This window comes from Streptomyces nogalater, from assembly GCF_039532885.1.
In the GTDB taxonomy this organism is placed as follows: Bacteria; Actinomycetota; Actinomycetes; order Streptomycetales; family Streptomycetaceae; genus Streptomyces; species Streptomyces nogalater.
This window is the reverse complement of record NZ_BAAASM010000075.1, coordinates 102,101-127,404: the sequence shown is the minus strand read 5'-3', so window position 1 is coordinate 127,404 and position 25,304 is coordinate 102,101. Positions and strand designations below refer to the sequence as shown.

24 protein-coding genes are annotated in these 25,304 nt (G+C 75.6%); 5 read left to right on the top strand and 19 right to left on the bottom strand.

What is annotated here, in order from left to right:
• Positions 1-76: 76 nt before the first annotated feature.
• Complete coding sequence (locus ABD350_RS36680) at positions 77-319, bottom strand: DUF397 domain-containing protein (protein ID WP_344353570.1); 243 nt, start codon at positions 317-319, stop codon at positions 77-79.
• Positions 320-766: 447 nt separating this feature from the next.
• Here ABD350_RS36680 and paaK point away from each other — a divergent pair, with 447 nt between their 5' ends.
• Complete coding sequence (paaK, locus tag ABD350_RS36675; protein WP_344353569.1) at positions 767-2,071, top strand: phenylacetate--CoA ligase PaaK; 1,305 nt, start codon at positions 767-769, stop codon at positions 2,069-2,071.
• A 202-nt stretch (positions 2,072-2,273) separates the two neighbouring features.
• Here paaK and ABD350_RS36670 read toward each other — a convergent pair whose 3' ends face one another.
• Entirely contained in the window at positions 2,274-3,770 is a 1,497-nt protein-coding gene (locus ABD350_RS36670; RefSeq protein WP_344353567.1) for an acyl-CoA synthetase, read from the bottom strand.
• Between the two features lie 208 nt (positions 3,771-3,978).
• On the opposite strand from ABD350_RS36670, the gene ABD350_RS36665 reads away from it, so the two are divergent.
• A complete protein-coding gene (locus ABD350_RS36665) occupies positions 3,979-5,769 on the top strand; it encodes a serine hydrolase domain-containing protein (RefSeq protein ID WP_344353565.1) in 1,791 nt (596 codons plus the stop codon).
• Here the strand turns inward: ABD350_RS36665 and ABD350_RS36660 are convergent.
• From ABD350_RS36660 to ABD350_RS36650, 3 genes are all read right to left on the bottom strand, one after another.
• The gene (locus tag ABD350_RS36660) at positions 5,735-7,342 is read right to left on the bottom strand and encodes a phytoene desaturase family protein (protein WP_344353563.1); all 1,608 of its coding nucleotides are present in this window, start codon (positions 7,340-7,342) and stop codon (positions 5,735-5,737) included. The genes ABD350_RS36665 and ABD350_RS36660 overlap by 35 nt on opposite strands.
• Before the next feature lie 212 nt (positions 7,343-7,554).
• Positions 7,555-8,421 (bottom strand): oxygenase MpaB family protein, encoded by an 867-nt coding sequence (locus ABD350_RS36655; protein ID WP_344353562.1) that lies wholly within the window; start codon positions 8,419-8,421, stop codon positions 7,555-7,557.
• A gap of 245 nt (positions 8,422-8,666) precedes the next feature.
• Positions 8,667-9,125, bottom strand: a complete 459-nt coding sequence (locus ABD350_RS36650; protein WP_344353561.1) for an Lrp/AsnC family transcriptional regulator — start codon at positions 9,123-9,125, stop codon at positions 8,667-8,669.
• Between the two features lie 63 nt (positions 9,126-9,188).
• Between ABD350_RS36650 and ABD350_RS36645 the strand changes: the two genes are divergently transcribed.
• Entirely contained in the window at positions 9,189-9,938 is a 750-nt protein-coding gene (locus ABD350_RS36645; protein WP_344353559.1) for an AzlC family ABC transporter permease, read from the top strand.
• Positions 9,931-10,260, top strand: a complete 330-nt coding sequence (locus tag ABD350_RS36640; protein ID WP_344353558.1) for a branched-chain amino acid transporter permease — start codon at positions 9,931-9,933, stop codon at positions 10,258-10,260. The genes ABD350_RS36645 and ABD350_RS36640 overlap by 8 nt, the downstream gene beginning before the upstream one ends.
• A gap of 89 nt (positions 10,261-10,349) precedes the next feature.
• On the opposite strand, the gene ABD350_RS36635 is transcribed toward ABD350_RS36640, so the two are convergent.
• Positions 10,350-10,721: a four-helix bundle copper-binding protein gene (locus tag ABD350_RS36635; protein ID WP_344353557.1), complete on the bottom strand. Its 372-nt coding sequence runs from the start codon at positions 10,719-10,721 to the stop codon at positions 10,350-10,352.
• A 153-nt stretch (positions 10,722-10,874) separates the two neighbouring features.
• On the opposite strand from ABD350_RS36635, the gene ABD350_RS36630 reads away from it, so the two are divergent.
• Entirely contained in the window at positions 10,875-11,240 is a 366-nt protein-coding gene (locus tag ABD350_RS36630) for a DUF6479 family protein (RefSeq protein ID WP_344353556.1), read from the top strand.
• Between the two features lie 174 nt (positions 11,241-11,414).
• Here ABD350_RS36630 and ABD350_RS36625 read toward each other — a convergent pair whose 3' ends face one another.
• The 13 genes from ABD350_RS36625 to ABD350_RS36565 all read right to left on the bottom strand — a co-directional run bounded on the left by ABD350_RS36625 (position 11,415) and on the right by ABD350_RS36565 (position 25,297).
• Entirely contained in the window at positions 11,415-11,609 is a 195-nt protein-coding gene (locus ABD350_RS36625; RefSeq protein WP_189992967.1) for a hypothetical protein, read from the bottom strand.
• An 86-nt stretch (positions 11,610-11,695) separates the two neighbouring features.
• A complete protein-coding gene (locus ABD350_RS36620) occupies positions 11,696-12,946 on the bottom strand; it encodes an ANTAR domain-containing protein (protein ID WP_344353555.1) in 1,251 nt (416 codons plus the stop codon).
• A gap of 390 nt (positions 12,947-13,336) precedes the next feature.
• Positions 13,337-14,248, bottom strand: a complete 912-nt coding sequence (locus ABD350_RS36615) for a glycosyltransferase family 2 protein (RefSeq protein ID WP_344353554.1) — start codon at positions 14,246-14,248, stop codon at positions 13,337-13,339.
• A complete protein-coding gene (locus ABD350_RS36610) occupies positions 14,245-15,186 on the bottom strand; it encodes a glycosyltransferase family 2 protein (RefSeq protein ID WP_344353553.1) in 942 nt (313 codons plus the stop codon). The genes ABD350_RS36615 and ABD350_RS36610 overlap by 4 nt, the downstream gene beginning before the upstream one ends.
• A gap of 203 nt (positions 15,187-15,389) precedes the next feature.
• Positions 15,390-16,379 carry a glycosyltransferase family 9 protein gene (locus ABD350_RS36605; protein ID WP_344353551.1) on the bottom strand — a complete coding sequence of 330 codons (990 nt, stop codon included), beginning with the start codon at positions 16,377-16,379 and terminating at the stop codon, positions 15,390-15,392.
• 405 nt (positions 16,380-16,784) lie between these two features.
• Positions 16,785-18,209, bottom strand: coding sequence for a PfkB family carbohydrate kinase (locus ABD350_RS36600; RefSeq protein WP_344353550.1), 1,425 nt, complete (start codon positions 18,207-18,209; stop codon positions 16,785-16,787).
• Positions 18,206-18,937 (bottom strand): D-sedoheptulose-7-phosphate isomerase, encoded by a 732-nt coding sequence (locus ABD350_RS36595; protein WP_344353549.1) that lies wholly within the window; start codon positions 18,935-18,937, stop codon positions 18,206-18,208. Before ABD350_RS36595 ends, ABD350_RS36600 begins: the two co-directional genes overlap by 4 nt.
• Positions 18,934-20,166 (bottom strand): glycosyltransferase, encoded by a 1,233-nt coding sequence (locus tag ABD350_RS36590; RefSeq protein WP_344353547.1) that lies wholly within the window; start codon positions 20,164-20,166, stop codon positions 18,934-18,936. Before ABD350_RS36590 ends, ABD350_RS36595 begins: the two co-directional genes overlap by 4 nt.
• The gene (locus ABD350_RS36585; RefSeq protein ID WP_344353546.1) at positions 20,163-21,125 is read right to left on the bottom strand and encodes a glycosyltransferase; all 963 of its coding nucleotides are present in this window, start codon (positions 21,123-21,125) and stop codon (positions 20,163-20,165) included. The genes ABD350_RS36590 and ABD350_RS36585 overlap by 4 nt, the downstream gene beginning before the upstream one ends.
• Positions 21,122-22,132, bottom strand: a complete 1,011-nt coding sequence (locus tag ABD350_RS36580) for a glycosyltransferase family 9 protein (RefSeq protein ID WP_344353544.1) — start codon at positions 22,130-22,132, stop codon at positions 21,122-21,124. Before ABD350_RS36580 ends, ABD350_RS36585 begins: the two co-directional genes overlap by 4 nt.
• Entirely contained in the window at positions 22,129-22,671 is a 543-nt protein-coding gene (locus ABD350_RS36575) for a D-glycero-alpha-D-manno-heptose-1,7-bisphosphate 7-phosphatase (protein ID WP_344353541.1), read from the bottom strand. The genes ABD350_RS36580 and ABD350_RS36575 overlap by 4 nt, the downstream gene beginning before the upstream one ends.
• Positions 22,668-23,666, bottom strand: coding sequence for a glycosyltransferase family 2 protein (locus tag ABD350_RS36570; RefSeq protein ID WP_344353538.1), 999 nt, complete (start codon positions 23,664-23,666; stop codon positions 22,668-22,670). The genes ABD350_RS36575 and ABD350_RS36570 overlap by 4 nt, the downstream gene beginning before the upstream one ends.
• Complete coding sequence (locus ABD350_RS36565) at positions 23,663-25,297, bottom strand: carbamoyltransferase family protein (RefSeq protein WP_344353537.1); 1,635 nt, start codon at positions 25,295-25,297, stop codon at positions 23,663-23,665. Before ABD350_RS36565 ends, ABD350_RS36570 begins: the two co-directional genes overlap by 4 nt.
• Positions 25,298-25,304 lie beyond the last annotated feature (7 nt).

Below are 25,304 nucleotides of genomic sequence, written 5' to 3'. Positions count from 1 at the left end.
CAGCCTGGCTCAGGTCCGGCCCCCGGCGGGGCGCTGCCGCTCGCGTGTCCGGAAATCCGGGTGTGACACCCCCGGTTCAGGTGAGATCGAACTCGCCTTCGCGCGCGCCGGAGACGAAGGCGCCCCATTCCGCGGGGGTGAAGATCAGGGACGGGCTCTCCGGCCGGCCGCTGTTGCGCATCGCGATGAAGCCCTCGACGAAGGCGATCTGGACATCGCCCAGCCCTCGGCTGCTGGACTGCCACTCGGCCTTGCTGAGGTCCAGCTCCGGCTTGTCCCAGCCCGTGAGCGGCTTGTGCTGGGTGGTGCTCTCGGCCACGTCCGTGCTCCTCCCGGTTCGTCGTCCGCGGGTCAGCCTAGCGACCGGTCGCTACGGCGGACAGGGCACACGGGGGCGATCTTTCGCAGCGGATCACGCCGGAGGCGCCGAGGGGATCGGCGCAGAGCACCCGGCGAGTGTCCAGCCCCCGCCCTGCGCGGCGGAGCCGGGGTCCTCCGGCCGCACGGGGATGCCGGGGCGGGTTCGCCGCGCAGGGCCCCGCCGAGCGGGCGGGCGGCCGAGCGGGCGGGGCGCCCGGGTGGTGCCGGCGCGTCCGGCCCGGTCGGGGGCGTCCGGTGCGAGCGGGGCCGCCCGGCGTCCGTCCGCCGCCGGGAGAATTCCGCAGACCCCTTGCCCGGAAGCCGAGTGGCCTGAATTACTTGCCACAGCGACAACGACCGAATGGACGGTCGTCCGGAATATGTGGCTTGTCAGGGAGACGTTCCGATGACGGATGCGGCGGATCTGCTGGACGCGGGCGAACGGCTCGGGGCCGAGGAGTTGCGGGCACTCCAGCTGGAGCGGCTGCGTGCCTCGCTGCGGCACGCGTACGAGCACGTGCCCTTCTACCGGGAGTCCTTCGACAAGGCCGGCGTTCGCCCGGAGGACTGCCGTACGCTCGCCGACCTGGCCCGCTTCCCCTTCACGACGAAGGCCGACCTCCGGGCGAACCACCCGTACGGCATGTTCGCCGTCCCCCGGGAGCGGATCCGCCGGCTGCACGCCTCCAGCGGCACCACGGGACAGCCCACGGTGATCGCCTACACCGACCGTGACCTCTCCCTGTGGGCCGACCTGGTGGCCCGGTCCCTCCGGGCGGCGGGCGGCCGGCCCGGGGATGTCGTCCATGTGGCCTACGGCTATGGGCTGTTCACCGGTGGTCTGGGCGCCCATTATGGTGCCGAGCGCCTGGGCTGCACGGTCGTTCCCGCGTCCGGCGGCATGACGACCCGGCAGGTGCGGCTGATCCTGGACCTGGAACCGTCCGTCATCATGGTGACCCCCTCCTACATGCTCACGCTGCTGGACGAGTTCGAGCGGCAGGGCGTGGACCCGCGCTGCACCTCCCTGCGGGTGGGTGTCTTCGGGGCCGAGCCGTGGACCGAGCCGATGCGGCGGGAGATCGAGGAGCGGTTCGCGATCGACGCCGTCGACATCTACGGACTGTCCGAGGTGATCGGTCCCGGCGTCGCCCAGGAGTGCGTGGAGACCAAGGACGGGCTCCATGTGTGGGAGGACCACTTCTACCCGGAGATCGTGGACCCGGTCACGGGCGAGGTGCTGCCGGAGGGCGAGCGGGGCGAGCTGGTGTTCACCTCGCTGACCAAGGAGGCCATGCCGGTCGTGCGGTACCGGACGCGGGACCTGACCCGGCTGCTGCCCGGTACGGCCCGGGTGTTCCGGCGGATGGAGAAGATCACCGGACGCAGCGACGACATGGTGATCCTGCGCGGGGTGAACCTCTTCCCGGCCCAGATCGAGGAGATCGTGCTGCGTACGCCCGGGGTGGCGCCGCACTTCCAGCTGCGCCTGACCCGCCGGGGCCGCCTCGACGCGCTGACCGTCCGGGCCGAGGCACGCCCGGACGCGCCGCCGCGGGTGCGGGAGGCGGCGGCCCGGTCCATCGCCGCGGCGGTCAGGGACGGCATCGGGGTGTCGGTCGACGTGGAGATCGTGGAACCGGAGTCGCTGGAACGGTCGGTGGGCAAGATCCGCCGGATCGTGGACCTACGGCCCCGGGGCGACGGGTAGCCGGTTCGCCCCGACGGCGGGCCCGGCCGGCCGCACGTCACGGCACCCGGCCCGGCGCCGGCGCTTCCCCCCACCGGCGCGACCGGCGGGCGCGGACTGGTCGGGTACCGGGCCGGCGCGATCACGGCCACCAGGGCGACCAGCCCCGTCACACCCGGCCGGCCGAGTCCGTGCCACCGCGACCCGCACCGCGCGGACATCCTCAGTCGCGGAAGCGGTCGCGTAGTTCGCGTTTGAGGATCTTGCCGCTGGCGTTGCGTGGCAGCTCGGGGACGAACAGCACCCGTTTGGGCGCCTTGAACGGGGCGATCCGGTCCTTCACATGGGCGATGAGCTGAGCCTCCGTCACCTCGCCGCGCGGGACGACGACCGCGGTGACGGCCTCGATCCACCGTTCGTCGGGCAGGCCGATCACGGCAGCCTCGGCGACCGCCTCGTGGGTGTACAGCACGTCCTCCACCTGGCGTGAAGCCACCAGTACGCCACCCGAGTTGATGACGTCCTTCACCCGGTCCACGATGGTGAGGAAGCCCTCGGCGTCCCGCACCGCGAGGTCCCCGGAGTGGAACCAGCCGCCCCGGAAGGCCTCGGCACTCTCGTCGGGCCGGTCCCAGTAGCCCTCGCACAACTGCGGGGAGCGGTAGACGATTTCGCCCGGCACCCCGACGGGGACGTCCTCGCCGTCCGCGTCGACCACCCGCGCCTCGACGAACAGGACGGGACGCCCGCAGGAGTCCGGCCGCGCGTCGTGCTCGTCCGGGCCGAGGACGGTGGCCAGCGGGCCGATCTCGCTCTGGCCGAAGCAGTTGTAGAAGGCGAGCCCCGGCAGGCGTTCGCGCAGGCGCCGCAGCACCGGGACGGGCATGGCCGACGCGCCGTAGTAGGCCTTGCGCAGCCCGGACAGGTCCCGGGTGGCGAAGTCCGGGCGGCCGGCGAGGGCGATCCAGACCGTCGGCGGGGCGAACAGGCTGTCCACGCGCCCGTTTTCGATCAGGTCGAACAGCCGGTCCCCGTCGGGCGCGTCCAGGATGAGGTTCGTCGCGCCGACCGCCAGGTACGGCAGCAGGAACACATGGGTCTGCGCCGAGTGGTACAGCGGCAGCGCGTGCGCGGGCCGGTCGCCGGCACGGAGGTCGAGGGCCGTGATGGCGCTCAAGTAGGCGTGCACCAGGGCGCGGTGGGTCATCATCGCGCCCTTGGGCAGGGCGGTGGTACCGGAGGTGTACAGCAGCTGCACCAGGTCCTCGGCGCCCGGTTCGGGGCCGTCGTACGGCGGTGATCCGGGGAGCCGGGCGAGCAGCGAGTCGCCGGTGTCGCGCAGCGGCAGCGTCCGCGTCCCCTCCGGCAGCCGCCCGGCGAGGCCGGGGTCGGCGAGGACGAGCGCGCTGCCGGACTGGCCGAGCACATAGGCCAGGTCGTCGCCGGTGAGGCCGTGGTTGACCGGCACATGGACCAGGCCCGCGCGGGCGCAGGCGAGGAAGGCGATCAGATAGGCGTCGGAGTTGTGGCCGTAGGCGGCGACCCGGTCGCCGGGCGTGCAGCCCTCGGCGCGCAGCAGCGAGGCCGCGCGGGAGACGGCGTCGTCCAGTTCCTCGTACGTCCACACCCGGTCGCCGTACTCGACGGCGATGCGTGCCGGGGTGCGCCGGGCGCTGCGCCGCAGCACTCCGTCGACGGTGCCGCCCTGTCCCTGCGTCATGCCTCAGGATCCTCGGTACGCCACCCGGGGCGGGTCAAGCACCCGGGAGTGCGGAACGTCCGGTGCGGTGGACGGCACAGCCCTTCCGGCATCCCGTCGGTTTCCCCGGAGGGCCTCGCGCCCCGTTGACACAGTGCTCGCCTGACAGGAAAGTTTCACGGTGCGGGACGGGTCCGGAAAGATACTTTCAGGCGGGAGGCCGCGGACGATGACGGACGACCTGGCAGGCGGTAGAGCGGGCGGGCCGACCCGTCGGCGGCTCGTCGTGGGTTCCCTGGCCGCGGGCGGCGCCCTGGCCCTCGGCGCGTTCCCGGCGGGCCCGGCCACCGCCGCGCCCGCCGCGTCCGGCCGCCGCACCACCCTGCGGTACGGCTCCCCCGAACGCGCGGGACTGCTCCCCGCGCAGCTGCGGCGACTCGTCACGGACGCGGAGGCGTTCCTCGCCCCCTCCCCCCGGCACCCGTGGTACGCGGGCGCCGTCCTGCTCGCCGGGCGGGGCGGCACGGTGGCCCTGCACGAGCCGATCGGCATGGCGGTGCGCTACTCGGGGTACGACGAGAAGACCGACACCGGTGTCGAGTTGCCGCCCGACCGGCAGCTCCCGATGACCCGGGACACCGTGTTCGACCTGGCCTCGGTCTCCAAGCTGTTCACCTCGCTGCTCACCGTGCAGCAGATCGAGCGGGGCGCGCTGGACCTGGAGGGCGCGGTCGCCTCGTATCTGCCCGACTTCGGCCGCGCGGGCAAACAGCGGGTGACGGTCCGTCAACTCCTTACCCATACCTCGGGCTTGCGGGCCTGGCTGCCGCTGTACTCGGCGCCGGCCCACGACGAGAGACTCCGGCTCATCTGGGACGAGGCACCCCTCACCCCGCCGGGCTCCGCCTACCTGTACTCGGACCTGAACATGATCACGCTGGGGCTGGTCCTGGAGACGGTCACCGGCCGCCCGCTGGACGCGCTGCTGCGCGAGGAGATCACCGGTCCGCTCGGCCTGGACGGTACCCGCTACCGCCCGCCCGCCTCCTGGAAGCCGTGGATCGCGGCCACCGAGGACGCCCGCAAGCCCTGGTCCGGACTGGACCGGGGACTGGTGTGGGGGGAGGTGCACGACGAGAACGCCTACGGCCTGGGTGGTGTCGCCGGCCACGCCGGGGTGTTCTCCCGCGCCTGGGACCTCGCGGTCCTCGGCCGGACGCTCCTCAACGGCGGCCGCTACGGCCGAAGCCGGATCCTGCGGCCGGAGTCGGTGGACCTGATGTTCACCGACTTCAACACGGCCTTCCCCGGCGACGCGCACGGCCTCGGCTTCGAGCTGTACCAGCACTGGTACATGGGGGCGATGGCCACCCCGCGCACGGCCGGCCACACCGGCTTCACCGGCACCTCGCTGGTGCTGGACCCCACGACCGACTCCTTCCTGGTGGTGCTCGGCAACTCCGTGCACCCGGTGCGCACCTGGCGCTCCGGTTCCGCGCCCCGGGTGGCGGCCGGCAACCGGTTCGCCCGCGCGGTGCCGGTCCGCCCGGCACGGGGCCGTACGGCCTGGTTCTCGGGCATGGCGAACGCCACGGCCGCCACGCTCACGCTCCCCGCGCTGGACACCTCCCCGGGCGCGGCCCGGCTGCGCTGCGCCCTGTGGTGGGACACCGAACCCGGCACCGATCAGGTGGTGTTGGAGTCCACCACGGACGGCGGCATCACCTGGCAACCGGTCCCCTTCACCACCACCCGGCCCGGCACCGGGCCCGAGGACCACCCGGCGGGCGCGGTCTCCGGCTGGTCGGGCCGTGTCTGGCACCGGGTGACGGCCCGGCTGCCGGCCGGCCCGCGCCTGGGGCTGCGGTGGCGGTACGGCACCGACGCGCGGTACGTCGGCCGGGGCGCGTACGTGGACGCGCTGCGCGTCGAGGCGGGCGGGGCGGTGCTGTTCGACGGGGCGCGCCCCGCGGACGCGGGGCGGATCACGGCGGTGGGCTGGCAGGAGTCGGCCGACTGAGCAGGGTGGGGCGGTCCCGTTCCAGCACCGCCATCGCCGCGTTGTGCCCCGGCACCCCGCTCACCCCGCCGCCGCGCACCGCGCCCGCCCCGCACAGCAGGACGTTGGCGTGCCGGGTCTCCACGCCCCAACGGCCGCCGCCCGCCTCGGCGTAGGGCCAGGACAGGGCCCGGTGGAAGATGTGGCCGCCGGGCAGCCGGAGGTCGCGTTCCAGGTCCAGCGGGGTCTTCGCCTCGACGCAGGGGCGGCCGTCGGCGTCGGTGGCCAGGCAGTCGGCGAGCGGCTCGGCGAGATGGGCGTCGAGCTGGGCGAGGGTGGCCGTCAGCAGTTCCTCGCGTACGGCGTCGTTGTCCCGGTCGAAGAGCCGGGCCGGGGTGTGCAGGCCGAACAGGGTGAGCGTGTGGCAGCCGCGCTCGGCGAGGCGGGGGCCGAGGATGGTGGGGTCGGTCAGGGAGTGGCAGTAGATCTCCGACGGCGGGGTGACCGGGAGCCGTCCGGCGGCGGCCTCGGCGTGGGCGGTGGCCAGTTGCCGGTAGCCCTCGGCGATGTGGAAGGTGCCGGCGAACGCCTCGCGGGGGTCGGTGCCGGGGTCGCGCAGCCGGGGCAGCCGGGTGAGCAGCATGTTCACCTTGAACTGGGCTCCTTCGGCGGGCTCGGGCGCCGGGTCGCCGGTGAGCGCGGCCAGTTCGTGCGGGGAGGCGCCCACCAGGGCGTACCGGGCGGCGGCGGTGCCCTCGCCGTCGGCCGTGCGGTAGGTGATCTCGGCGGTGTGTCCGTCGGTGTCGATCCGGACCGCCTCGTGCCCGGTGGCGATGCGCGCCCCCGCCGAGCGGGCCGCCGCGGCCAGCGCGTCGGTCAGCGCGCCCATGCCGCCGACGGGCACGTCCCAGGCGCCGGTGCCGCCGCCGATGACGTGGTAGAGGAAGCAGCGGTTCTGGACCAGGGTGGGGTCGTGGGCGTCGGCGAAGGTGCCGATGAGCGCGTCGGTGAGGACGATGCCGCGGACCAGGTCGTCGGCGAACGTCTCCTCGATGGCGACGCCGACCGGCTCCTCGAACAGGGCCCGCCACGCGGCCTCGTCGTCGATGCGGCGGCGCAACTCCTCCCGGCCGGGCAGTGGTTCGGTGAGCGTGGGGAAGACCCGCCGGGCGACGTGGCCCGTCATGCCGTAGAAGCGCCGCCAGGCGGTGTACTCGCGGTCGCCGCCGGTCAGCCGGGCGAACGCCTCCCGGGTGCGCTGCTCGCCCCCGCCGACCAGGAGGCCCGTGGGCCGGCCCGCCCGCTCCGCCGGGGTGTACGAGGAGATGGTGCGCGGGCGGATACGGAAGTCCAGGCCGAGATCGCGCACGATCTTCCGGGGCAACAGACTGACCAGGTAGGAGTACCGGGACAGGCGGGCGTCGACGCCGGCGAACGGGCGGGTGGAGACGGCGGCGCCGCCGGTGTGGTCCAGCCGTTCCAGCACCAGCACGGAGCGGCCGGCCCGGGCCAGGTAGGCGGCGGCGACCAGGCCGTTGTGGCCACCGCCGACGATCACGGCGTCATACGCGCGGGTCGGCTCGTTCGCGGACATGGTCCTTCGTAGCACGCGCCGATCCACGGCGGCCAGAGCCGGCCCCGGCCCGGATCGCGGCGGCGGAGCACGACCGGCCCGTCCCCGGTGTCCGGGCCGGAGACGAGCCGGCCCGGCCCGGATGTCGACGGCGGATCACGGCCGGACCTTCCCGGGTTCCGGAACCGGGCCCGGTCCGGCTCGGCTCGGGAGTCAGTGGAGCCGGCGGCCGGTCACGGCCGGATCTTCTCCGGGGCCGGACGCGCGTCGGGGCCGAGGCGGGCCATGGCGCGCAGGATGTGCTTCGGCGGGAGCTGCCAGCGCACCCGGTCGGGTATCGCCCGCAGCACGGTGCCGGTCGCGCGCAGTTGCCGGGTGACGGCGGCGGGCGCGGGGGCGGGTCTGCCGTACAGCTCGTGGGCGTACGCGGGCAGGGAGGCGTACGCCAGGCGTGCCACCCACCGCCACAGCACCTCGCGCGCCGGGATCAGGAGCGGGTGGGCCGGCGGGCGGCGCAGGAAGTCGTCCACCTCGCGGGCTTCGGGGCCGGCGGCGAGTTCCGGCCGTACCTTCTCGAAGTAGGCGGCCAGTTCGGCGCGGCTCGCCGGTACGGTACCCGGGTCGAGCCCCACCAGCCGGGCGCCGGCCCGGTGTTCGGCCACGTACCGGTCGGCCTGGGCGTCGGTGAGCGGGAAGCCCGAGCGGCGCAGGACGTGCAGATAGGAGTCGATCTCGGCGCAGTGCACCCACAGCAGCAGCGCGGGTTCGTCGAGGCCGTAGCGTTCGCCGGTGTCCGGGTCGGTCGCCGTCAGCCTGGCGTGTATCCCGCGCACCCGGGCCCCGGCCCGCTCGGCGGCCTCGGTGGTGCCGTACGTCGTCGTCCCGACGAAGTCGGCGGTCCGCCGCAGCCGCCCCCAGGCGTCCCGCCGGAAGTCGGAGTTCTGCGTCACCCCCCGTACCGCCCGCGGATGCAGCGCCTGAAGATACAGCGCCCGCACCCCCGCGACCCACATCATGGGGTCGCCGTGCAGCTGCCAGGTCACCGAGCCGGGCGTGAACAGCCCGGGGTCGCCCGCGCCCGCGGGCGTGGTCACGGCCATCGCAAGTCCCCTCTTGTCGGTCCGCCGACGCCGCCGATCGAAGGTGTTGGCCGTCCTCGCCCCGAAGCCGGGCAGCGAGGACACCGGCCCATTCTCCCAGTTCCCGCACCGGCCTTGGACCCGGCCCCGGCGTCCTGCCGCAGCAGCGCACGGCACGGACACCGCGGACGGCCCACTCCTCCGCGAAGGCGAAAGAGCCGGGCGCGGAGACGGCCGCGTGGAGGGGTGCCCCCTTTCACGTCGCCCTACTCGGTGGCCTTGATCTTCTTCATGGTCAGGTGGGATTCGAGGCGCAGGACGGCGGGCAGGCCGCTGAGCTTCTCGGTGAGGAACTTCTCGTAGGCGGCGTGGTCGGCGACCGCGACGCGGACGAAGTAGTCGGGCCGGCCGTACATGCGGCGGAACTCGACGACCTCCTCGAAAGAGGCCACGGTGTCCTCGAAGTCCTGGAAGCTCTTGCGGTCCTGGGCGTAGATCTCGACGTCGATGAAGACCTCCAGGCCGCGGCCCAGGGCCTGGGGGTTGATGACGGCCCGGTACCCGGTGATGACGCCGGCCTCTTCCAGTCGCTTGACCCGGCGCAGGCAGGGCGGCGGGGTCAGGCCGACTCGCTTGGCCAGCTCGACGTTGGTCAGCCGACCGTCTTGACGCAGGTGAAACAGAATGTCGCGATCCACGGCATCGAGGGTGATTTCATTGCTCACGAGTCGATCGTAGGGCCGGAATCGGCAACCATGTGAGGCGCGATCCGCCCTAAAATTTCACACATGGACATACCGCCCGTCGTCACCGAGGACAGGTCCCGGCCCTCCCCTGCCTTGCCGCACACGACCCGGTCCGAGGTGCGCGCGGCGTTGAAGGACTCCGCCGGCGTGGGGCTGGGATTCCTGCCGCTCGGTCTCGCCTTCGGGGCGTTGGCGACGCAATCGGGACTGGAGTGGTGGTGGGCCGGGCTGTCCGCGGCGCTCGTCTTCGGCGGATCGTTCGAGTTCCTGCTCATCGGCCTGGTCACCGCCTCCGCCCCGCTGGCGACGATCGCGGTCTCCGCGTCGCTGGTGAACGTCCGGCACGTCTTCTACACGCTGTCCTTCCCCCTGCACCGCGTGAGCGGCCGCCTCGGCAAGGCGTACAGCGCCTACACGATGTGCGACGAGGTGTACGCGCTGACCACCGGCGAGCGGGCCCGCACCTGGACCGGTCGCCGCATCCTGTGGCTGCAGTTCTTCCTGCACCTGTACTGGGCGGGCAGTTCCACCGTCGGCGCGCTGCTCGGCTCCGTCATCCCCGGCAGCGTCACCGGCCTGGACTTCGCGCTGACCGCGCTGTTCACCGTCCTCGCCCTCGACGCCGTCCGAGACCTGCGGGGCGATGTGCCCACCCCCGCCCTGGCCGTGCTCAGTGCCCTGGCCGCCCGGCTCCTCTTCCCCGGCCAGATGCTCCCGGCCGCTTTCACCCTGTTCACCGCCGCCCTCCTGGCCCGCCGCCTCACCGCCTCCAGGAAGCCCCGCCATGCCTGACGCCCGCTACGCCGTCGCCGCCGTCCTCGTCGCCGCCGCCGTCACCTGGGCCTTGCGCGCCCTGCCCTTCGCCGCCCTCACCCCCTTGCGGGAAAGCGGCACCGTCCAGTACCTCAAGGCCCGCATGCCCGCCGGCGTCATGGTGATCCTGGTCGCCTACTGCCTGCACGACCTGCCGGTGACCGAGGCCCGCGCCGCAGCCCCGCTCGCGGCCCTGGCCGTCACGACCGGCCTGCACCTGTGGCGCCGCAACGCACTGCTCGGCATTCTCGGCGGCACCGCGACCCACGTGATCCTCGCCAGCACGCTCTTCGCCCGCTGAACTCCGCGAGCCGCCTGCCTGGCGGGAACCACGACCACGTAGCCGAGCCTCGCGGGAACCCACATGAGCGCCAAGTCGGGCCGCAGTGCTCAGTCGAGCAGTTTCAGGAAGTCCGCGCAGGCGTCGGCGCAGGCCCGGCAGCTGGCCGCGGCCGATTCGGCGCCGGGATGCTCGTCGAAGGCGCGGGCGCACTCCAGGCAGACCGAGCGGCACCAGTCCACCCGGGCCCGGATGCCCTCCTCGTCCTGCTGGTTCTCCTCGCTCAGCACCCGACAGGTGGCGTCGCACGCCTCGGCGCACAGGATGCCCAGCCGGCGCACGCGCTCCTGACGCTCGCTGCCGTCCGGGTCGACCAGACTCGCGCGCACGGCACAGGCCCGGGCGCACTCCGTGCACGCCTGGGCACAGGTGAAACGGTCCTCCAGGAACCGGTACAGCTGCTGGGAAGTCGGCGATGTCACGTCGGCCGGGTAGCCGGGGCGGGCGGGAGCAAACCACTGCCATGGAGTGGGCCGTACCGGTGCGCGCAGTTCCCTCGTCCCGCCGCCGCACCCCACCGCCACTCGCCCGTCATGTCCGGATTCGCCCGCTTTCGTGAGGGGTATCCCTGTTCTATGAACATCGCATCGATGCAGCTGGCCGCGCCGAGCGGCCTGATGAGCCTCGTACTGTTCGTCGTGGCCGTGGGCGTGCTCGCGCTACTGGGCGGCGGCTTCTGGATGACCTCCCGCGTCCGGTACCGCGAGTCCCCGCGCCCGCGCCCCGAGGAGCAGCCCAAGATGCCGCCGGGCGGGCCGGTGCGCGAGGTCCGGCAGAACAGGGAGACCGCGGAGATACCCCGGATCCCCAAGGGTGAACGCCCCCTCACCCCGTACGACCTGACCAACATGGACAGCCGGCCGAGCGCGTCGAAGGAGCGCCCGCGCTGGAGCAAGGGCTCCAGCGGCTCGTTCGGCGGGGGCGGACTGGGGGCCCACTGAGCCGTACCGGCCCTCGCTCGCGCACACGTCGACACCCTTGCATGAACCGGCCCGCGCCGGACCGCCCGACGCCCCTGGGACTCGGGATCAGGAACGTCCCGGGGGCGCCCGGCGGCCGACGCGGGCCATGTCGTGTCGGCCGCGGGGCCGTGTGTGGAAGGGGGTGCGGTGCGGTCAGGGGTGGTCCGGCTGTTGTGCCGGGGGCACTCCGCCGCCCTCTCCCCCGCCCTTGCCGCCCTTGTCCGAGCCGTGCGGGCGGGCGCCCGAGGCGCGCTCGGCCTGCTGGCGGGCCTTCAGCTCGCCGCTGTCCTGCGGGGTGGCGCCTCCCTTGTCGCTGCGCCGCTGTTCGGGCTGCTGCGGATTGGACATGCGCCGGCCTCCCTCCGGGTGGTACGGGTACGTGCCGGGTCCGGGTTCCCAGGGCCGGGCGGGTGACGCACCCCGCGGCGGGCGGGTCACCTGCCGGTGTGCGTCAGGGCCCCGTGGAGGTGTTCCAGGGCGTCCAGGAGCACCGAGCGGTGGTACCAGCTCAGCCAGGCCGAGGTGTCCGCGGCCAGCAGGGCGAGCGCCTCGGCCTGCGCGGCGGTGGGCCGGTGGCCGGCGTCGGCCCAGTGCAGGCCGATCACGCCGGTGCACGAACCGGCCGCGGAGAGCACCGGAACGCTGTGCAGGGCCCGGGCGTCGCCGGCCAGCAGGGCGCGCCGGCAGTCGTCGGCGAGCAGCGGGTCCGTGGCGACGTCGGGGACGCCGACCTGGCGGCACCGGGTGCGGGCCGCCGCGTCGGCGGTGCCGTCGCTCCGGCCGCGCACCAGGTGGTCGAGAACCGGCTCCGCGCAGCCGTGGTGGGTCTCCAGCGTCAGGGCGTTCACCGCCGGGTCCACGAACTGCACGTGTCCGGCGGGTGCCCGGCCGATGGCCAGCGCCTCGTGCAGGACGGCGTCGATCATCTGCCGGCGGTAGCGGGGGTCCCGGCCGCCGCGGGCCAGGATCCGCAGCTGCGGCACGGGCAGGGGGCGGCGGCCCGGGAACCACACCTCGCCGTTCGGGGCGCGGGCCACCACCACGGCCGACACCAGGACGCGCAGCGGCACGTTGAACCGCTGGGAGGTCTCGCGCAGCGCCCGGAAGGCGGCGCCGGAGTCCGGCAGGCCGTAGCGGACCATGAGCACGCCCTGCGCCATGCCGATCACCGGGGCGGTGCGCACCCGGGCGCGCAGCGCGCGGACCTCCTTGTACAGGTCCTCGTACGAGGGCCGGACCGGGTCGGCGATCTGGGACCGCCAGGCGGGCAGCTCCTCCACCCGGGAGGCGGCACGGGCCAGCTCGCGCAGCGCCTCGTCCAGGGTGGCGTAGAGCCGTACGCCACTCAGGCGGGCCAGGTGCACCGCCTCGCGCACCCCGGGGCGGGCCCGGACGATGATCAGGTCCGGGCGCCCGGTGCGCGTCCGGGTCGTCTCGCTGAGGGTGCGCAGTACGGCGGCGCCGCCGAGCTGGACATGGGCCATGTCGAGTACGGGGCGCAGTCCGGCGCGGTCGGCCTGTTCCAGATGGCCGCGCAGTTCCTGCGACCAGAGCTCGGCGCCGTGCGCGTCCAGGCTGCCGGACATGCGCAGCAGCAGGGCGCCCTCGGCGGGCAGTCCCTCGACCACGGAGGACTCGATGACGAGGCGAGCGGGTGCGGCCGACCGGCCGGAGGAAGGTTTCATCGCATCACCCAGACAGGACGTCGCACAGGCCTGGCCCGGCCTCTTGCCGGCCCCGGCTCCCTCTCGCACGGTAGGCCGGGGCCGCCGGACGCGCCATCCACCGCGCCGGGCGGCGGAGGGCGGGAAGGCGCGGAGGGCGCGGAGGGCGGCGAGGGCAGGGAGAGTGCGGGAAGTGGGAGGGCCGATTGGCCGCGGTCAGGTCCGGCACGGGGTGCTCCCCGGCCCGCTCGGCGTCGGCGAGGTGCGCGGCGAGGGCGGCGGGCGGGCTTCCCGGGGTGGGTTTCCGGGGTTGGGGGGGGCGGCCGGCCGCTTCTTGGCCGGGGGTTCGCGGTGTCCGCACCCGGATACCGGGCGCCACGCCGTCTCCTGGCGTGTCGTGGCGTCGGCCGGTCAGCCGACGTACCGCCGTGCGGGTGAGTTCCGGCGGGCGCGTTCCAGCGTGGCGATCCGGCGTTCCAGGTCCGGCGGTACGGGGTCGCGCTGGCGCAGCACCCACGGCAGCCCGGCGGTGGCGTGGGCGAAGGCGCGGGCGGAGGCGGCGTCCCGGGGCACGGTCCGGATCAGGTGGCCGGTGCGGCGCAGCGCAGGCAGCAGGGGGCGGCGCAGCCAGGTGAACCACAGGGTGTTGCGCAGGCCGAGGACGCGGCGGGCCGTGCTGTCGCGCAGCCGGGAGGCGTGGTGGTGGACGGTGAGTTCCCCGGCGTAGGCGAGCCACCAGCCCTGGCGCTGGAGGTCGCAGGCGAGCAGTTCCTCCTCACCGCCGAGCCACAGGCCGGGGTGGAAGCCGCCGGCGGCCCGGAAGGCCTCGGTGCGCAGCACGGTGGCGGCGGCCAGGAAGGAGCCGAGCGCGGGTCCGGGCAGCCAGTCGGGGCCGGTCAGCGGGGAGTCGCGCAGCTCGGGTACGACCGGGTCCTCGGTGCCGTCGGGCTCGACCAGGATCCGGGCGGTGACGGCGGCCAGCCGGGGCCGCGGGTCCAGCAGGTCGGCGGCCCGGCGCAGGCTGCCCGGCGCCCACCAGGTGTCGTCGTCGCAGAAGGCGACGTAGGGCGTGCGCACCCGCTGGACGGCCAGGTTGCGGCCGATCGCGCCGAGGTTGCGGCCGGGGCGCAGCAGGGTCATCTCGGGGAAGTCCCGGGCGACCGCTTCGGCGGTGCCGTCGGTGGAGGCGTTGTCGGTGACGATCACGGGCGGCCGTTCGGGGAGCCGGCGCAGCAGGCCGAGGGTGCGCAGCAGTTCCTCGCGGCGGTTGTGGGTGATCACGACGACGGTCGTACGGTCGTCGGGGCCGGTCCGGGTGGTCATGGTGCGGTGCCTTCCCGGGAGTGTCCGGTCGCCTCCCGGTCGAGCAGGCGGGCGGCGCGTTCGACGTGCGGGGGCAGGGGGCGGCGGCGGGCGAGCGCGGCCGGGAGCCGGACCACGGCCTCCTTCAGGGCGCGGGGCGCGCCGGGCCTGCCGGTCGCGGCGGCCAGCGCCAGGCCGGTGCCGGCGCGCAGGGCGACCGGCCAGGGCCGGCGCAGGCAGGCGGTGAGGACGTGGTTGCGCCGGACGAGGGCGGAGCGGCCGGCGCGGGTGTGGTCTTCGGGGTGGTGGCGGGCGCGCAGGGTGGGTTCGTAGGCGACGCCCCAGCCGGCGGCGGCCAGGTCGTAGGCGAGCAGGGTCTCCTCGCCGCCGAAGAAGAGCAGCGGGTGGTAGCCGCCGACGCCGAGGAACGCCTCCTTGCGGACCACGCAGGCGCAGCCGAGGAAGCCGAGTACCGGGCGGCCGGGCAGAGCCGGGTCGGGCGGCAGGGGGGAGGCGGCGAGTACGGCGTTGAGCGGATCCTCGGCGGCCTCCTCGCCGACCAGGGTGCGGGCGGCGAGCAGGCCGAGCCGCGGGTGCCGGTCGAGGAGGTCGGCGGCGCGGGCCAGGCTGCCGGGCTCCCACCAGGAGTCGTCGTCGCTGAAGGCGACATAGGGGGTGCGGGCGTGGCGCGCGGCCAGGTTGCGGCCGAGGGCGCCGGTGTTGCCGGGCGGACGCAGCAGGCGGGCGATCGCGGGGTGGCCGGCGACGGCCCGGCGGGTGGTGTCGTCGCGGGAGTTGTCGACGACCACGACCGGCGGCCGTTCCGGCAGTGCGGCCAGGGCGTCCAGGGTGCGCAGCAGGCTGGCGGCGCGGTCGCGGGTGATGACGGCGACAGTGATCCGCGGGTCGCCCGGGGCGGTGGGCGGCCGGGCGCGGGCGGGGGCGTGCTCAGTCGACATGCGCCACCTCCCGTCTGACGGGCCGACGGGTCCGGGCAGGGGTGTGTTCAGCAGACATGTGCCGCCTCCGGCCCGGTGGGTCGACAGGCCGACGGGTCCGGGCGGGGGTGTGTCCGGTGGACATACGCCGCTCCGGCCCGGTGGGGCGGCGGACCTGTGCCACCTCCCGTCCGGCAGGGCGACAGACGTGCGCGCGGGTGTGCTCAGCGGACATGTGCCACCTCCCGTCCGGTGGGGCGGTGGCGGTCGCGGGCGTTCCGCAGGAGGGTCAGGCAGGCCGCGGCGACCTCGCCGGTGCCGATGCGCAGCAGGCGGGCGTCGGGGGCGTGACCGTGCGGATCGCCGGGCGGGCCGGGTTTCCACAGGGCGAGGTGGTCCCGGCCGGGCGGCGGCCCCCACAGGCGGGGGGAGACGGGGCCGAACAGGGTGACGGAGCGGGTGCCGTGGGCCACCGCGAGGTGGGCGAGGCCGGTGTCGCCGCTGAGCAGCAGGGAGGCCTCGGCGACGAGGGCGGACAGCCGGGCGAACGGCAGGCCGCCGGTGAGCACGTCGGTGCCGGGCCGGCCGCTGCGTTCGGCGACCTCGCGGACCAGGGTGTCCTCGCCGGGGCCGCCGGTGAGGACCACACGGTGGCCGGCGGCGCGCAGGCAGCGTACGACGGCGGCGAACCGCTCCGGCGGCCAGCGGCGGGAGCCGGAGGCCGCGCCGGGGTGCACGACGACCGCGCCGGGTGCCGGGGACGGTGCGGCGGGCCGGGGCAGCCGCAGGTCGCGGGGGTCGGCGGTGATGCCGTAGCCGCGCAGGAAGGCGCACCAGCGGTCGCGTTCGTTGACGTGGGCCGGCCAGGGCGGGCCGTCCGGGCAGGCGTGGGCGAGCAGCCGGCGCGGGCGCAGGGCGGCCAGGGCGTCGCGGCTCTCGGGTCCGTTGCCGTGCAGGTCCACGGCCACGTCGGGGGGCGGTCCCGGCCAGTGGCCGAGGTCGGGCACCGCGCGGCCCGGCGCCTCGGCCGGGAACACGGTGTCGACCGCCCCGGTGGCCAGGGCGAGTTCGGTCAGGCCCGGTGGCTGGGCGAGGACGACCTGGTGCCCGGGAAAGGCCCGGCGGATCCCGCGCAGTGCGGGCACACCGGCCAGCAGGTCACCCAGGCCCAGCGCACGCAGGACCAGGACACGCGGGGTCTGCTCAGTGGTCACCGGGTGGGTCCTCCGGGATAGGTGCGAAAAGGGGCGGCGGACGGTGGGGTGGTACGGCCCGCGGTGGAGGGAGGGCGGGTACCGGTCATCGGGCGGCCTCTCGGGACGGGGGCGGACACCTTGGGTGAGCGGCGAGTACCCAGGGACGGTGGGACGGCACGGCCCGACTGGACCCGCGCCCACCCGGACGATGGGACGGCACGGACCGGCTGGGTCCATGCTCACCGGAACGGCCGGGCGACGCCCGTCGCCTGAGCCGGTGCGCGGGGGTGCGGCGGGCCGGGGCGGGCTTCGCGGGCCGGGGCGGGGGCGGCGCGTGGGTGGTCGCCTCGGGGGTGCCGGTCGTCGGGTGGGGGACGCGGGGCGGCCCGGGCCCGTCCGGGGCGCGGCGGGCGGGTGCGGGGGTCACTCGCCGTCTCCTGCCGTGGGGGTCAGGGCCGCCCGGCGGGCGAGGACGGTGGTGGAGCGGCCGTCGAGGTAGGGCAGCAGCAGGACCTGTCCGCCCCAGCTCTCCACCAGGGGCTGTTCGGGCAGCCGGGTCCGCGCGTAGTCGCCGCCCTTGGCCCAGATGTGCGGGCGGAGTTCGCCGAGGAGGCGTTCGGGGGTGTCCTCGTCGAAGACGGCGACGGCGTCCACGCACTCCAGGGCGCGCAGCACCCGTACCCGGTCGGCGGCCGGCACCAGGGGGCGGCCGTCGCCCTTGCGGCGGCGGACGGAGTCGTCGGAGTTGAGGCAGACGATCAGGCAGTCACCGGCCCGGCGGGCGGCCTGGAGCAGGGCGACGTGCCCGGCGTGCAGCAGGTCGAAGCAGCCGCCGGCGGCGACGACGGTGCCGCCCGCGGCCCGGACCCGGGCGGCGGTGCGCAGGGCGTCGGCGGTGGTGTCGCCGTCGGCCGGGGCCTGTGCCGGTGTCTCCGGCCGGTCCGGCACGGCCACCGCGCGGGCGCCGCCCTCGGCGACGTAGCGGGTGGCGGCGTGCACGGCGGCCTGGACGGCGGCCTCGGTGAGGGTGCCGTCGGCGAGCAGTCCGGCCGCGGCGGCGGCGAACCGGTCGCCCGCGCCGCACGGGTCGCCGGTGGCGGCGGCCGGGGTCGGCACCAGCAGCGGGGTCTCGCCGTGCGAGAGCAGGGCGCCGCGGTCGCCGAGGGTGACCGCGACGGCCTGGGCCCGCCACGCCCGGACCAGGGTGCGGGCGTCCCGGGCTGCGGTGCGCAGTCCGGCCGCGTCGCCGGCCGCCTCCTCGTCGTCCCCGGCCAGCCGCCGGGCGAAGGCGCGGGCCTCCTGGGCGGAGGGGGTGACGAGGCGGACGCCGGGCACCGGGGGCCGGCCGCGCACATGGGGGTCCCAGACGACGGGGGCCGCCGTGTGGGCCAGCGCGTCCCGCAGGACGTCGGCGGTGCCCCGGCCGTAGTCGGCGACGAGGACTCCCCCGGCCGCCGCGACCGCCGCGACCGCCCGCGGGACGGCCTCGCGGGCGCGGCCCTCGCCGTCGTCCAGGCGCAGCAGCGGCCGGTCCCCGGCCAGGACCCGGGTCTTGCTGGCGAGGGTGCCCTCCAGGGGGATCTCGACCAGGCGGACCCGGCCCGCCAGCAGCTCGCGCAGGGTGTCGCTGGCGGGGTCGGAGCCGAGGGCGGTGACCAGGGTGACGGGGCGTCCGTCGGCCGCCGCGAGGCAGGCGGCGAGGGCCGCGCCGCCGGGGCGGGAGCTGCGCCGGGTGCCGTGCACGACGGGCACCGGCGCGTCCGGGGCGAGCCGTTCGGCCCGGCCGCACAGGTCGTGGTCGAGCAGGGCGTCGCCGACGACGACCAGGGGTGTCGGGGTGCCGGTCATGCCTGCCCCTTCCGCGGGGCGACGGGCCCGCCGGGCGGGGTCCGGCCGACGGTGCGGGCCCGGCCGACGAGCCGCCCGACCACCCCGGGTCTGCCGTCGGTGCCCGGTTTGCCGTCGGAATCCGGTGTTCCGTCGGCGCCGGCGCCCGCGCCGGCCTCCCCGCGCTCCACCGCCCGGTCGAAGGTCTCGCAGAGCATGTGCACCGCGACCAGGTGGAGTTCCTGGACGGTGGCGGCCAGGGGGGCGTCGACGCACAGCGCCTCTTCCGCGCCGAGTTGCAGCGGGTTGGGGGACCGTCCGGTCAGCGCCCACACGGTCATGCCGAGCCGGTGCGCGCGGTCGGCGGCGGACAGCAGGTTGGCACTGGCGCCGCTGGTGGACAGCAGCAGGAGCACGTCTCCGGGGCGGCCGTGGGCGGCGGTCTGGCGGGCGAACACCTCCTGGACGCCGTAGTCGTTGGCGATCGCGGTGGTGGAGGAGGTGTCGGTGTGCAGGGCGAGGGCGGAGAACGGCGGGCGGTCGTCGCGGTAGCGGCCGACGAGTTCGGCGGTGAGGTGCTGGGCCTGGGCGGCGCTGCCGCCGTTGCCGGCGACGAGCAGCCGGGCTCCCGAGCCGAGGCGCCGGGCGAGTTCGGTGCCCCAGCGCTCGATGAGGGGGGCGTGGTCGCGGAACGCCTCCAGGGCCTTGGCGAGGTCGTCGCAGTGCGTGGTGTCGGTGGCGGTGTTCATCGGACGACTCCCGAGAGCGAGCGGATCGGGGACACGGCGCCGTACACCCCGGCCACGCCGTCGGCGACCCGGTCCCAGGTGTAGTGGGCGAGGACCCGGGCGCGGCCCGCGGCCCCGTACCGGGCGAGCCGGTCGGGGTCGGCGAGCAGGGCGCGGAGGTCCGCGCCGAGGTCGTGGTCGTCGTCGGCCGGGACCAGCAGGCCGGTGGTGCCGTCCACGACCGTGTCGAGCTGGCCGCCGACGGCGGTGGCGACGACGGGTGTGGCGCAGGCCATGGCCTCCAGCGGGACGATGCCGAACGGCTCGTAGCGGGGCAGCGACAGCACCAGGTCGGCGCTGGACATCAGCCGGGGCATGCGGGCCCGGCCGACCCCGCCGAGCAGGGTGACCCGGTCCAGGACGCCGTACTCGCGGGCGATGCCGTACAGGCGGGCGGCCTCGGGTTCGGTGCGCAGCAGGTCGGCCTCGGGGCCGCCGGCGATGAGGAGTTCGGCGTCGGGGACGCCGGCCAGGGCGCGGATGGCGCGGTCGAAGCCCTTGCGGGGCACGAGCCGGCCGACGGCCAGCAGCCGCTTGCGGGCGCCGGGCGGGCGGGTGCGCGCGAGGGGGGTGAACTGTTCGGGATCGACGCCGCAGGGCACGACGCTGATCCGGTCCTCGGGCAGGCCCATGGCCTTCAGTTCGGCCACCTCGTCGCTGCACGTGGCGATGATCCGGGCGCACTCGTGGCCGATGGCCTCCTCGACGGCGAGGCGCTGCGGGGGGCTGGTGTCGGCGGCGCCCTGGTAGCGCTTCTTGACCGTGCCCAGCGCGTGGTAGGTCTGTACGACGGGGATGTCCAGGTCGCGGGCGCCGGCCAGGGCGGCCAGGCCGGACATCCAGAAGTGGGCGTGCACCACGTGCGGCGGGTGCTGCGCCCACTGCCGGGCCAGGAAGTTCCCGAACTCGCGCATGTGGGGCAGGAGTTCGTCCTTGGGGACGGGCGCGGGCGGCCCGGCGGGCACATGCACCACCTGGACGCCGTCGATGAGGGTCACCCGGTCCGGCAGGCCGGCCGAGTCCCGCCGGGTGTACACGGTGACCCGGTATCCCTTCCTGGCGAGCTGCCGGGCGAGCTGTGCCACGTACACGTTCTGGCCGCCCGCGTCCGGCCCGCCGAGCGCGGCCAGGGGGCTGGCGTGCTCGGAGACCATGGCGACGCGCCCGGCCGAGTGCGGAATGCGGCTCATCGGGTGACCTCCTTGATCAGGCGCTCCCAGTCGTCCAGGAAGCGCCGCTCTCCGTAGCGGGCGCGGGCGGCGGCCCGGGCCGCCGCGCCGGTCGCGTGGGCGTACTCGGGGTCGGCGAGGAAGGCCCGTACGGCGTCCTCCAGTACGTCGAGTCGGTTCGACACCACTCCGGCGCCCTCGGGTACGGCCTCGCGGACCTCGGTGGTGTCGAGGGCGGCCACGGGCATGCCGAGGAACATGGCTTCCAGCAGGGACAGGCCGAGGGAGGTCCAGCGCACGGGGTGCAGATACAGGCGGCACCGGGCCATCTCCCGGTGCAGTTCGTGCTGCGGCAGGTCCCGGGTGCGGCAGCGTCCGGGCGGCAGGCCGAGGTGGTCGGCGAGGCCCTCGGTGCGCATGCCGAAGACGTCCAGGGGGGCAAAGCGGGCGAACCGGGGCAGCAGGTCGGTGCCGGTGGTACGGCCCCTGCGCACCGGCTCGTTGACGACGACGGCGACGCGCCGCTCGGTGCCGGTCCACAGCGGGCCGGGGTCGATGATGCCGTGCTCGACGACCTCGGTGGGGGCCAGGCCGGTGTCCCACATCAGCCGGTTGAAGTGGGTGACGTGCACGACCGGGATGGCCGACTGGCCGGCCAGCGGGTGGCGTTGGCGTTCGGGCGAGGTGTCGGGACTGTTGTGCTCGACGTAGACGGCGGGGACGTCCGGGCCGGGCCGGCGGCCGGTCCAGCGCAGGGCGAGGCCGATCTCGTGCGGCCGCTGAAGCACCATCAGGTCGATGGGTGTGTCCCGGAGTTCGGCGGGGGTGACCTCCCGGACGGACCCGGGCCAGTCCCAGGTCTGCGCGCGGCCCAGGCCGTCGGGGCCGCGGTCCTCGGTGACCGGGACGAGGTAGGTGTGCGGGCCCTGCACGAAGGCGGTGAGCCAGGATCCGTGCACATGCCAGACGAGGATGTTCATGAGTGCCGCTCCTGGATGAGCTTGTGGACCGCGCGCACCACGTCCTGGCCGGTGACCTCGTCCAGGCAGGGGTGGCCGGGCACCGGGCAGGTCAGGGCCCGGGTGTCCGCGCACGGCGCCGACTGGTCGCCGAGCAGGATGACGGGGACGCCGTGGGGCGCCCAGCGTTCGGCGGGTACGACGGGCGCGAACAGGGAGACGACCGGGGTGCCGACGGCGGCGGCGAGGTGGGCGGGGCCGGTGTTGGCGCTGATCACGACGTCGGCCAGGCGCAGCACCCCGGCGAGGGTGCGCGGGGAGGTCCGGCCGCCGAGGTCCACGGCCACCTCCCCGCTGACCCGCCGGGTCAGGTCCCGTTCGCCGGGGCCGCCGGTGACGACGACGCGGTGTCCGGCGTCGGCCAGCAGGGTGACCGCCTCGGCGCAGCGGTGCGGGCTCCAGGCGCGGGCGGGGGCGCTGGCGCCGGGGTGCAGGACGACGTAGGGGCCGTAGCCGGTCAGGCCGCCGGTGTCCGGGGGCGGCAGGACGCGCAGCCGTCCGTCGTCGCCCGGGGGCGGGGTGAAGCCCATGGCGGCGGCGGTGTCGCGGGCGGCCTCGGCCTCGTGCCGGCCGGGCAGCCGCCGGTGGCGTACGTCGAGGAGCCGGCCGGGGTGGTCGGTGCTGTTGGCGCCGATCCGGGCGATGCCGGCGAGCCGCAGCAGCAGGGCGGTGGGCAGCGGGCTCTGGTGGAAGGAGGTGAGGACGAGCGCGCTGTCGTAGGCGCCGGCGCGCAGCCGTCCGAGGAGGGCGTCGATGTCGGCGGGGCGGACCGGGGGCGGGTCGAAGCCCTCCCAGGGCGCCTCCCACACCAGGACCTCGTCCACGCCGGGCAGCAGCCGGGCGGCGTCCGCGCCGCGCGGGCCGCACAGCAGGGCGACGTGGCTGCTGTGGGCGGCGACGGCGCGGACGGCGGGCCCGGCGAGGAGCACGTCACCGAAGCTGTCGAGGCGGACGACGAGGGATCTCATGCCGGTGCCCTCCCGGTGGCGACGTTGAGGGCGCCTTGGACGGCGGTGAGCACGTCGGGGGCGCTGTGGCCGGCGAACCGGCGGGTCTCCTCGGGCGCGGTGGCCGCGCCTGGCACGAGCACGCCCCGGGCGCCGGCGGCGCGGGCGGCCAGCACGTCGGCGGCGATGTCGCCGACGACCAGGCAGGCGGCGGGCGGGACGCCGAGCCGGACGGCGGCGGCGCGGACCAGGCCGGGGCGGGGCTTGCGGCAGGGGCAGCCGTCCTCGGGGGTGTGCGGGCAGAACAGCCAGATGTCCAGCCCGCCCAGCAGCGCGTCGGCGCGCTCGTTGACCCGCCGGACCTGCCCGGTGGTGAGCAGTCCGCGGCCGATGCCGGACTGGTTGCTGACCACGCCGGTGGCCAGGCCGTGGGAGCGGGCGAGCGCGACGGCCTCCCGGGCGCCGGGCAGCAGGCGGACCCGTGTGGGGTCGCCGTTGTAGGGCACGTCCGCGACGAGGGTGCCGTCGCGGTCGAACAGGATGGCGGACACGGTGGTCATCCGGCACCCCCGAGCGGCCGGGCGTTGCGGTGCCGGACGGCGCCGCGCAGCCAGTGCCGCACGGCGAGCGGCGGTATGAGCACGCTGGTGCCGAGCATCCCGGCGATCTCCCGGGCGGTGCGCGGGCCGGGGAGGATCCGGGCCAGGGCGAACTCGGCGGTGCCGAGGGTCCACAGGGCCGCGCAGACGGTGGCGGTGCGGCGCCGCCCGGCCAGCGCGCAGGCGGTGGCGGCGAGGGCCGCGCCGGTGACCACCAGGTGGCGGGGCAGCCGGCCGCGGGGCGCCTGGGCGCGGTCCCACCAGTCCCGGCCGTGCAGCCGGTTCATCAGGGCGTCGTCGGCGTTGCCGCGCTGGGCGGGCAGCGAGGCCCACCAGTGGGCGGGGCGGACCGGGTGCCGGGTGATCCGGGTGCCCCGGGTCAGGCTCCAGCCGGCCCGCTGGACGCGCAGGGCGAGGTCGGCGTCCTCGCGGAAGGCCCGCGGGAAGCGTTCGTCGAAGCCGCCGGTCCGCTTGAGCGCCTCGGTGCGGTAGGCCATGTCGGCGGTGGCCCAGGCCGCGTTCTCCAGGCCCTTGGTGGTGCGCTCCCAGTCGGTGGGCCGGCGGTCTTCGGGGAGCGGGACCCGCAGCCGCCCCTGGACGCCGCCGATGTCGGGGCCGGCCGCGCGCAGGTCCTCGGCGAGGTGCCGGGACCACTCCGGCAGCACCTGGACGTCGTCGTCCAGGAAGACCGTCCAGGGGGTGCGGACGGTGCGCCAGCCGGCGTTGCGGGCGGCGGCCGGGCCCTTGCCGCCGGTGCGCAGGGTGCGTACCCGGTCCAGGAGCTGTCCGGCGGTCTCCAGCGGCAGGCCGCCCTCGGGCGCCGGACGGTCGTCCACCACGACCACCTCGTGCGGGGTGTGTTCGACGGTGCCCGCGGCGAGCGCGCGCAGGCACTCGGCGAGGCAGGGCCGGCCGATGGTGGGGACGACGACGGTGTAGGCGGGCGCGTCGGTCATGCGAACGCCTTTCCCCGGCGGATCGCGAACGGGCCGAGCACCAGCAGGTCCACGGGGGCCGACCCGAAGCACTCCAGGGCGTCCCGGGGGTCGTCCACCATGGGCCGTCCGGCGGTGTTGAGGCTGGTGTTGACCACGACCGGCAGTCCGGTGCGCCGTTCGAAGCCGTCGATCATCCGGGCCACCAGGGGTTCCCGGGCGCGGTCGACGGTCTGGATGCGGGCGGTGCCGTCGACGTGCACCACGGCGGGGATGCGGGCCTTCCAGTCGGCGGCCACGTCGTGGACGAACAGCATGTGCGGGCTGGGCAGCGGCCCGTCGAAGATCTCGGCGGCACGTTCGGCGAGCACCATGGGGGCGACGGGCCGGAACTCCTCGCGGCCCTTGACCGCGTTGAGCCGTTCCAGGTTCTCCGCCTTGCCGGGGTGGGCGAGCAGGGAGCGGTGTCCGAGCGCGCGCGGCCCGTACTCGCTGCGGCCCTGGAACCAGGCCACGATCCCGTCGGCGGCCAGTGCCGCGGCGGCCGTCTCGGCGATGTCGGCGGGTTCCTCGTAGGGTACGGCGGCCCGCTCCAGCCAGGCCCGCAGTTCGGCGTCGCTCCAGCCGCGGCCCAGGGCGGCCGTCTCCATCGGTTCCAGGGTGTCCTTCTGTCCGGCGAGGTGCGCGGCGGCGCCGAGCGCGGTGCCGGCGTCGCCCGCGGCGGGCTGCACCCAGATGTGGGTGAAGCCGCTCTCGCGCCACAGCCGGGTGTTGGCGACGCAGTTCAGCGCGACCCCGCCGGCCAGGGTGAGGGCGTCCTCGCCGGTTGTTTCGCGCAGGTGGCGGGCGAGCGCCAGCATGGTCTCCTCCAGGCAGAGCTGGGCGCTGGCGGCGAGGTCGGCGTGGTCCTGGCGCCAGGCGCCGCCGGCCGGGCGGGGCGGGACGAGGTCGGCCCAGGGCACCGGGCGGGCCCGGAAGCCGCCCCGGTCGTCGGCGTGGACGTACGCGCGCAGCCGGTCGGCGAAGCGCGGGGTGCCGTAGGAGGCGAGCGCCATGACCTTGAACTCGTCGCTGCTGCGCAGGAATCCGAGGTGCTGGGTGAGATCCTCGTAGAACAGGCCGAGGGAGTCGGGCAGTTGCCGGGTGGCGAGGACGGTCAGCTCGCGGTTGGTGTACCGGCCGGCCAGGTGGGAGCCGCACTCGCCGCGGCCGTCCAGGACGAGCACCGCGCAGTCGGGGTACGGGGAGACGGCCCCGGCGGAGGCGGCGTGCGCCACGTGGTGCGGGACGAACCGCACCTTGGCCGGGTCGAGTCCGGGCAGCGCCTCGGCGAGGAAGCCGGGGGCCTGCCGGGCGTACTCCTGGCGCAGGTGGTCCCAGGGGTCGTGCAGGCCCATCTCCTCGGCGGGGCGGGCCAGGACCGGGTCGTAGGAGTAGGCGACGGCGTCCAGGTCGGCCGGGGTGAGGCCGGCCTGCTCCAGGCACCAGCGGGCCGACTGCTCGGGCAGCTCCCAGGCGGAGAAGGGTACGGGCCGCTTGCCGTGCTTGCGGCGGGAGAACCGCTCCTCCTCCGCCGCCGCCACCACCCGGCCGTCGGTGATCAGGGCGGCGGCGGGGTCGTGGAAGAGTGCGTTGATTCCGAGGACGTGCATGCGCTGT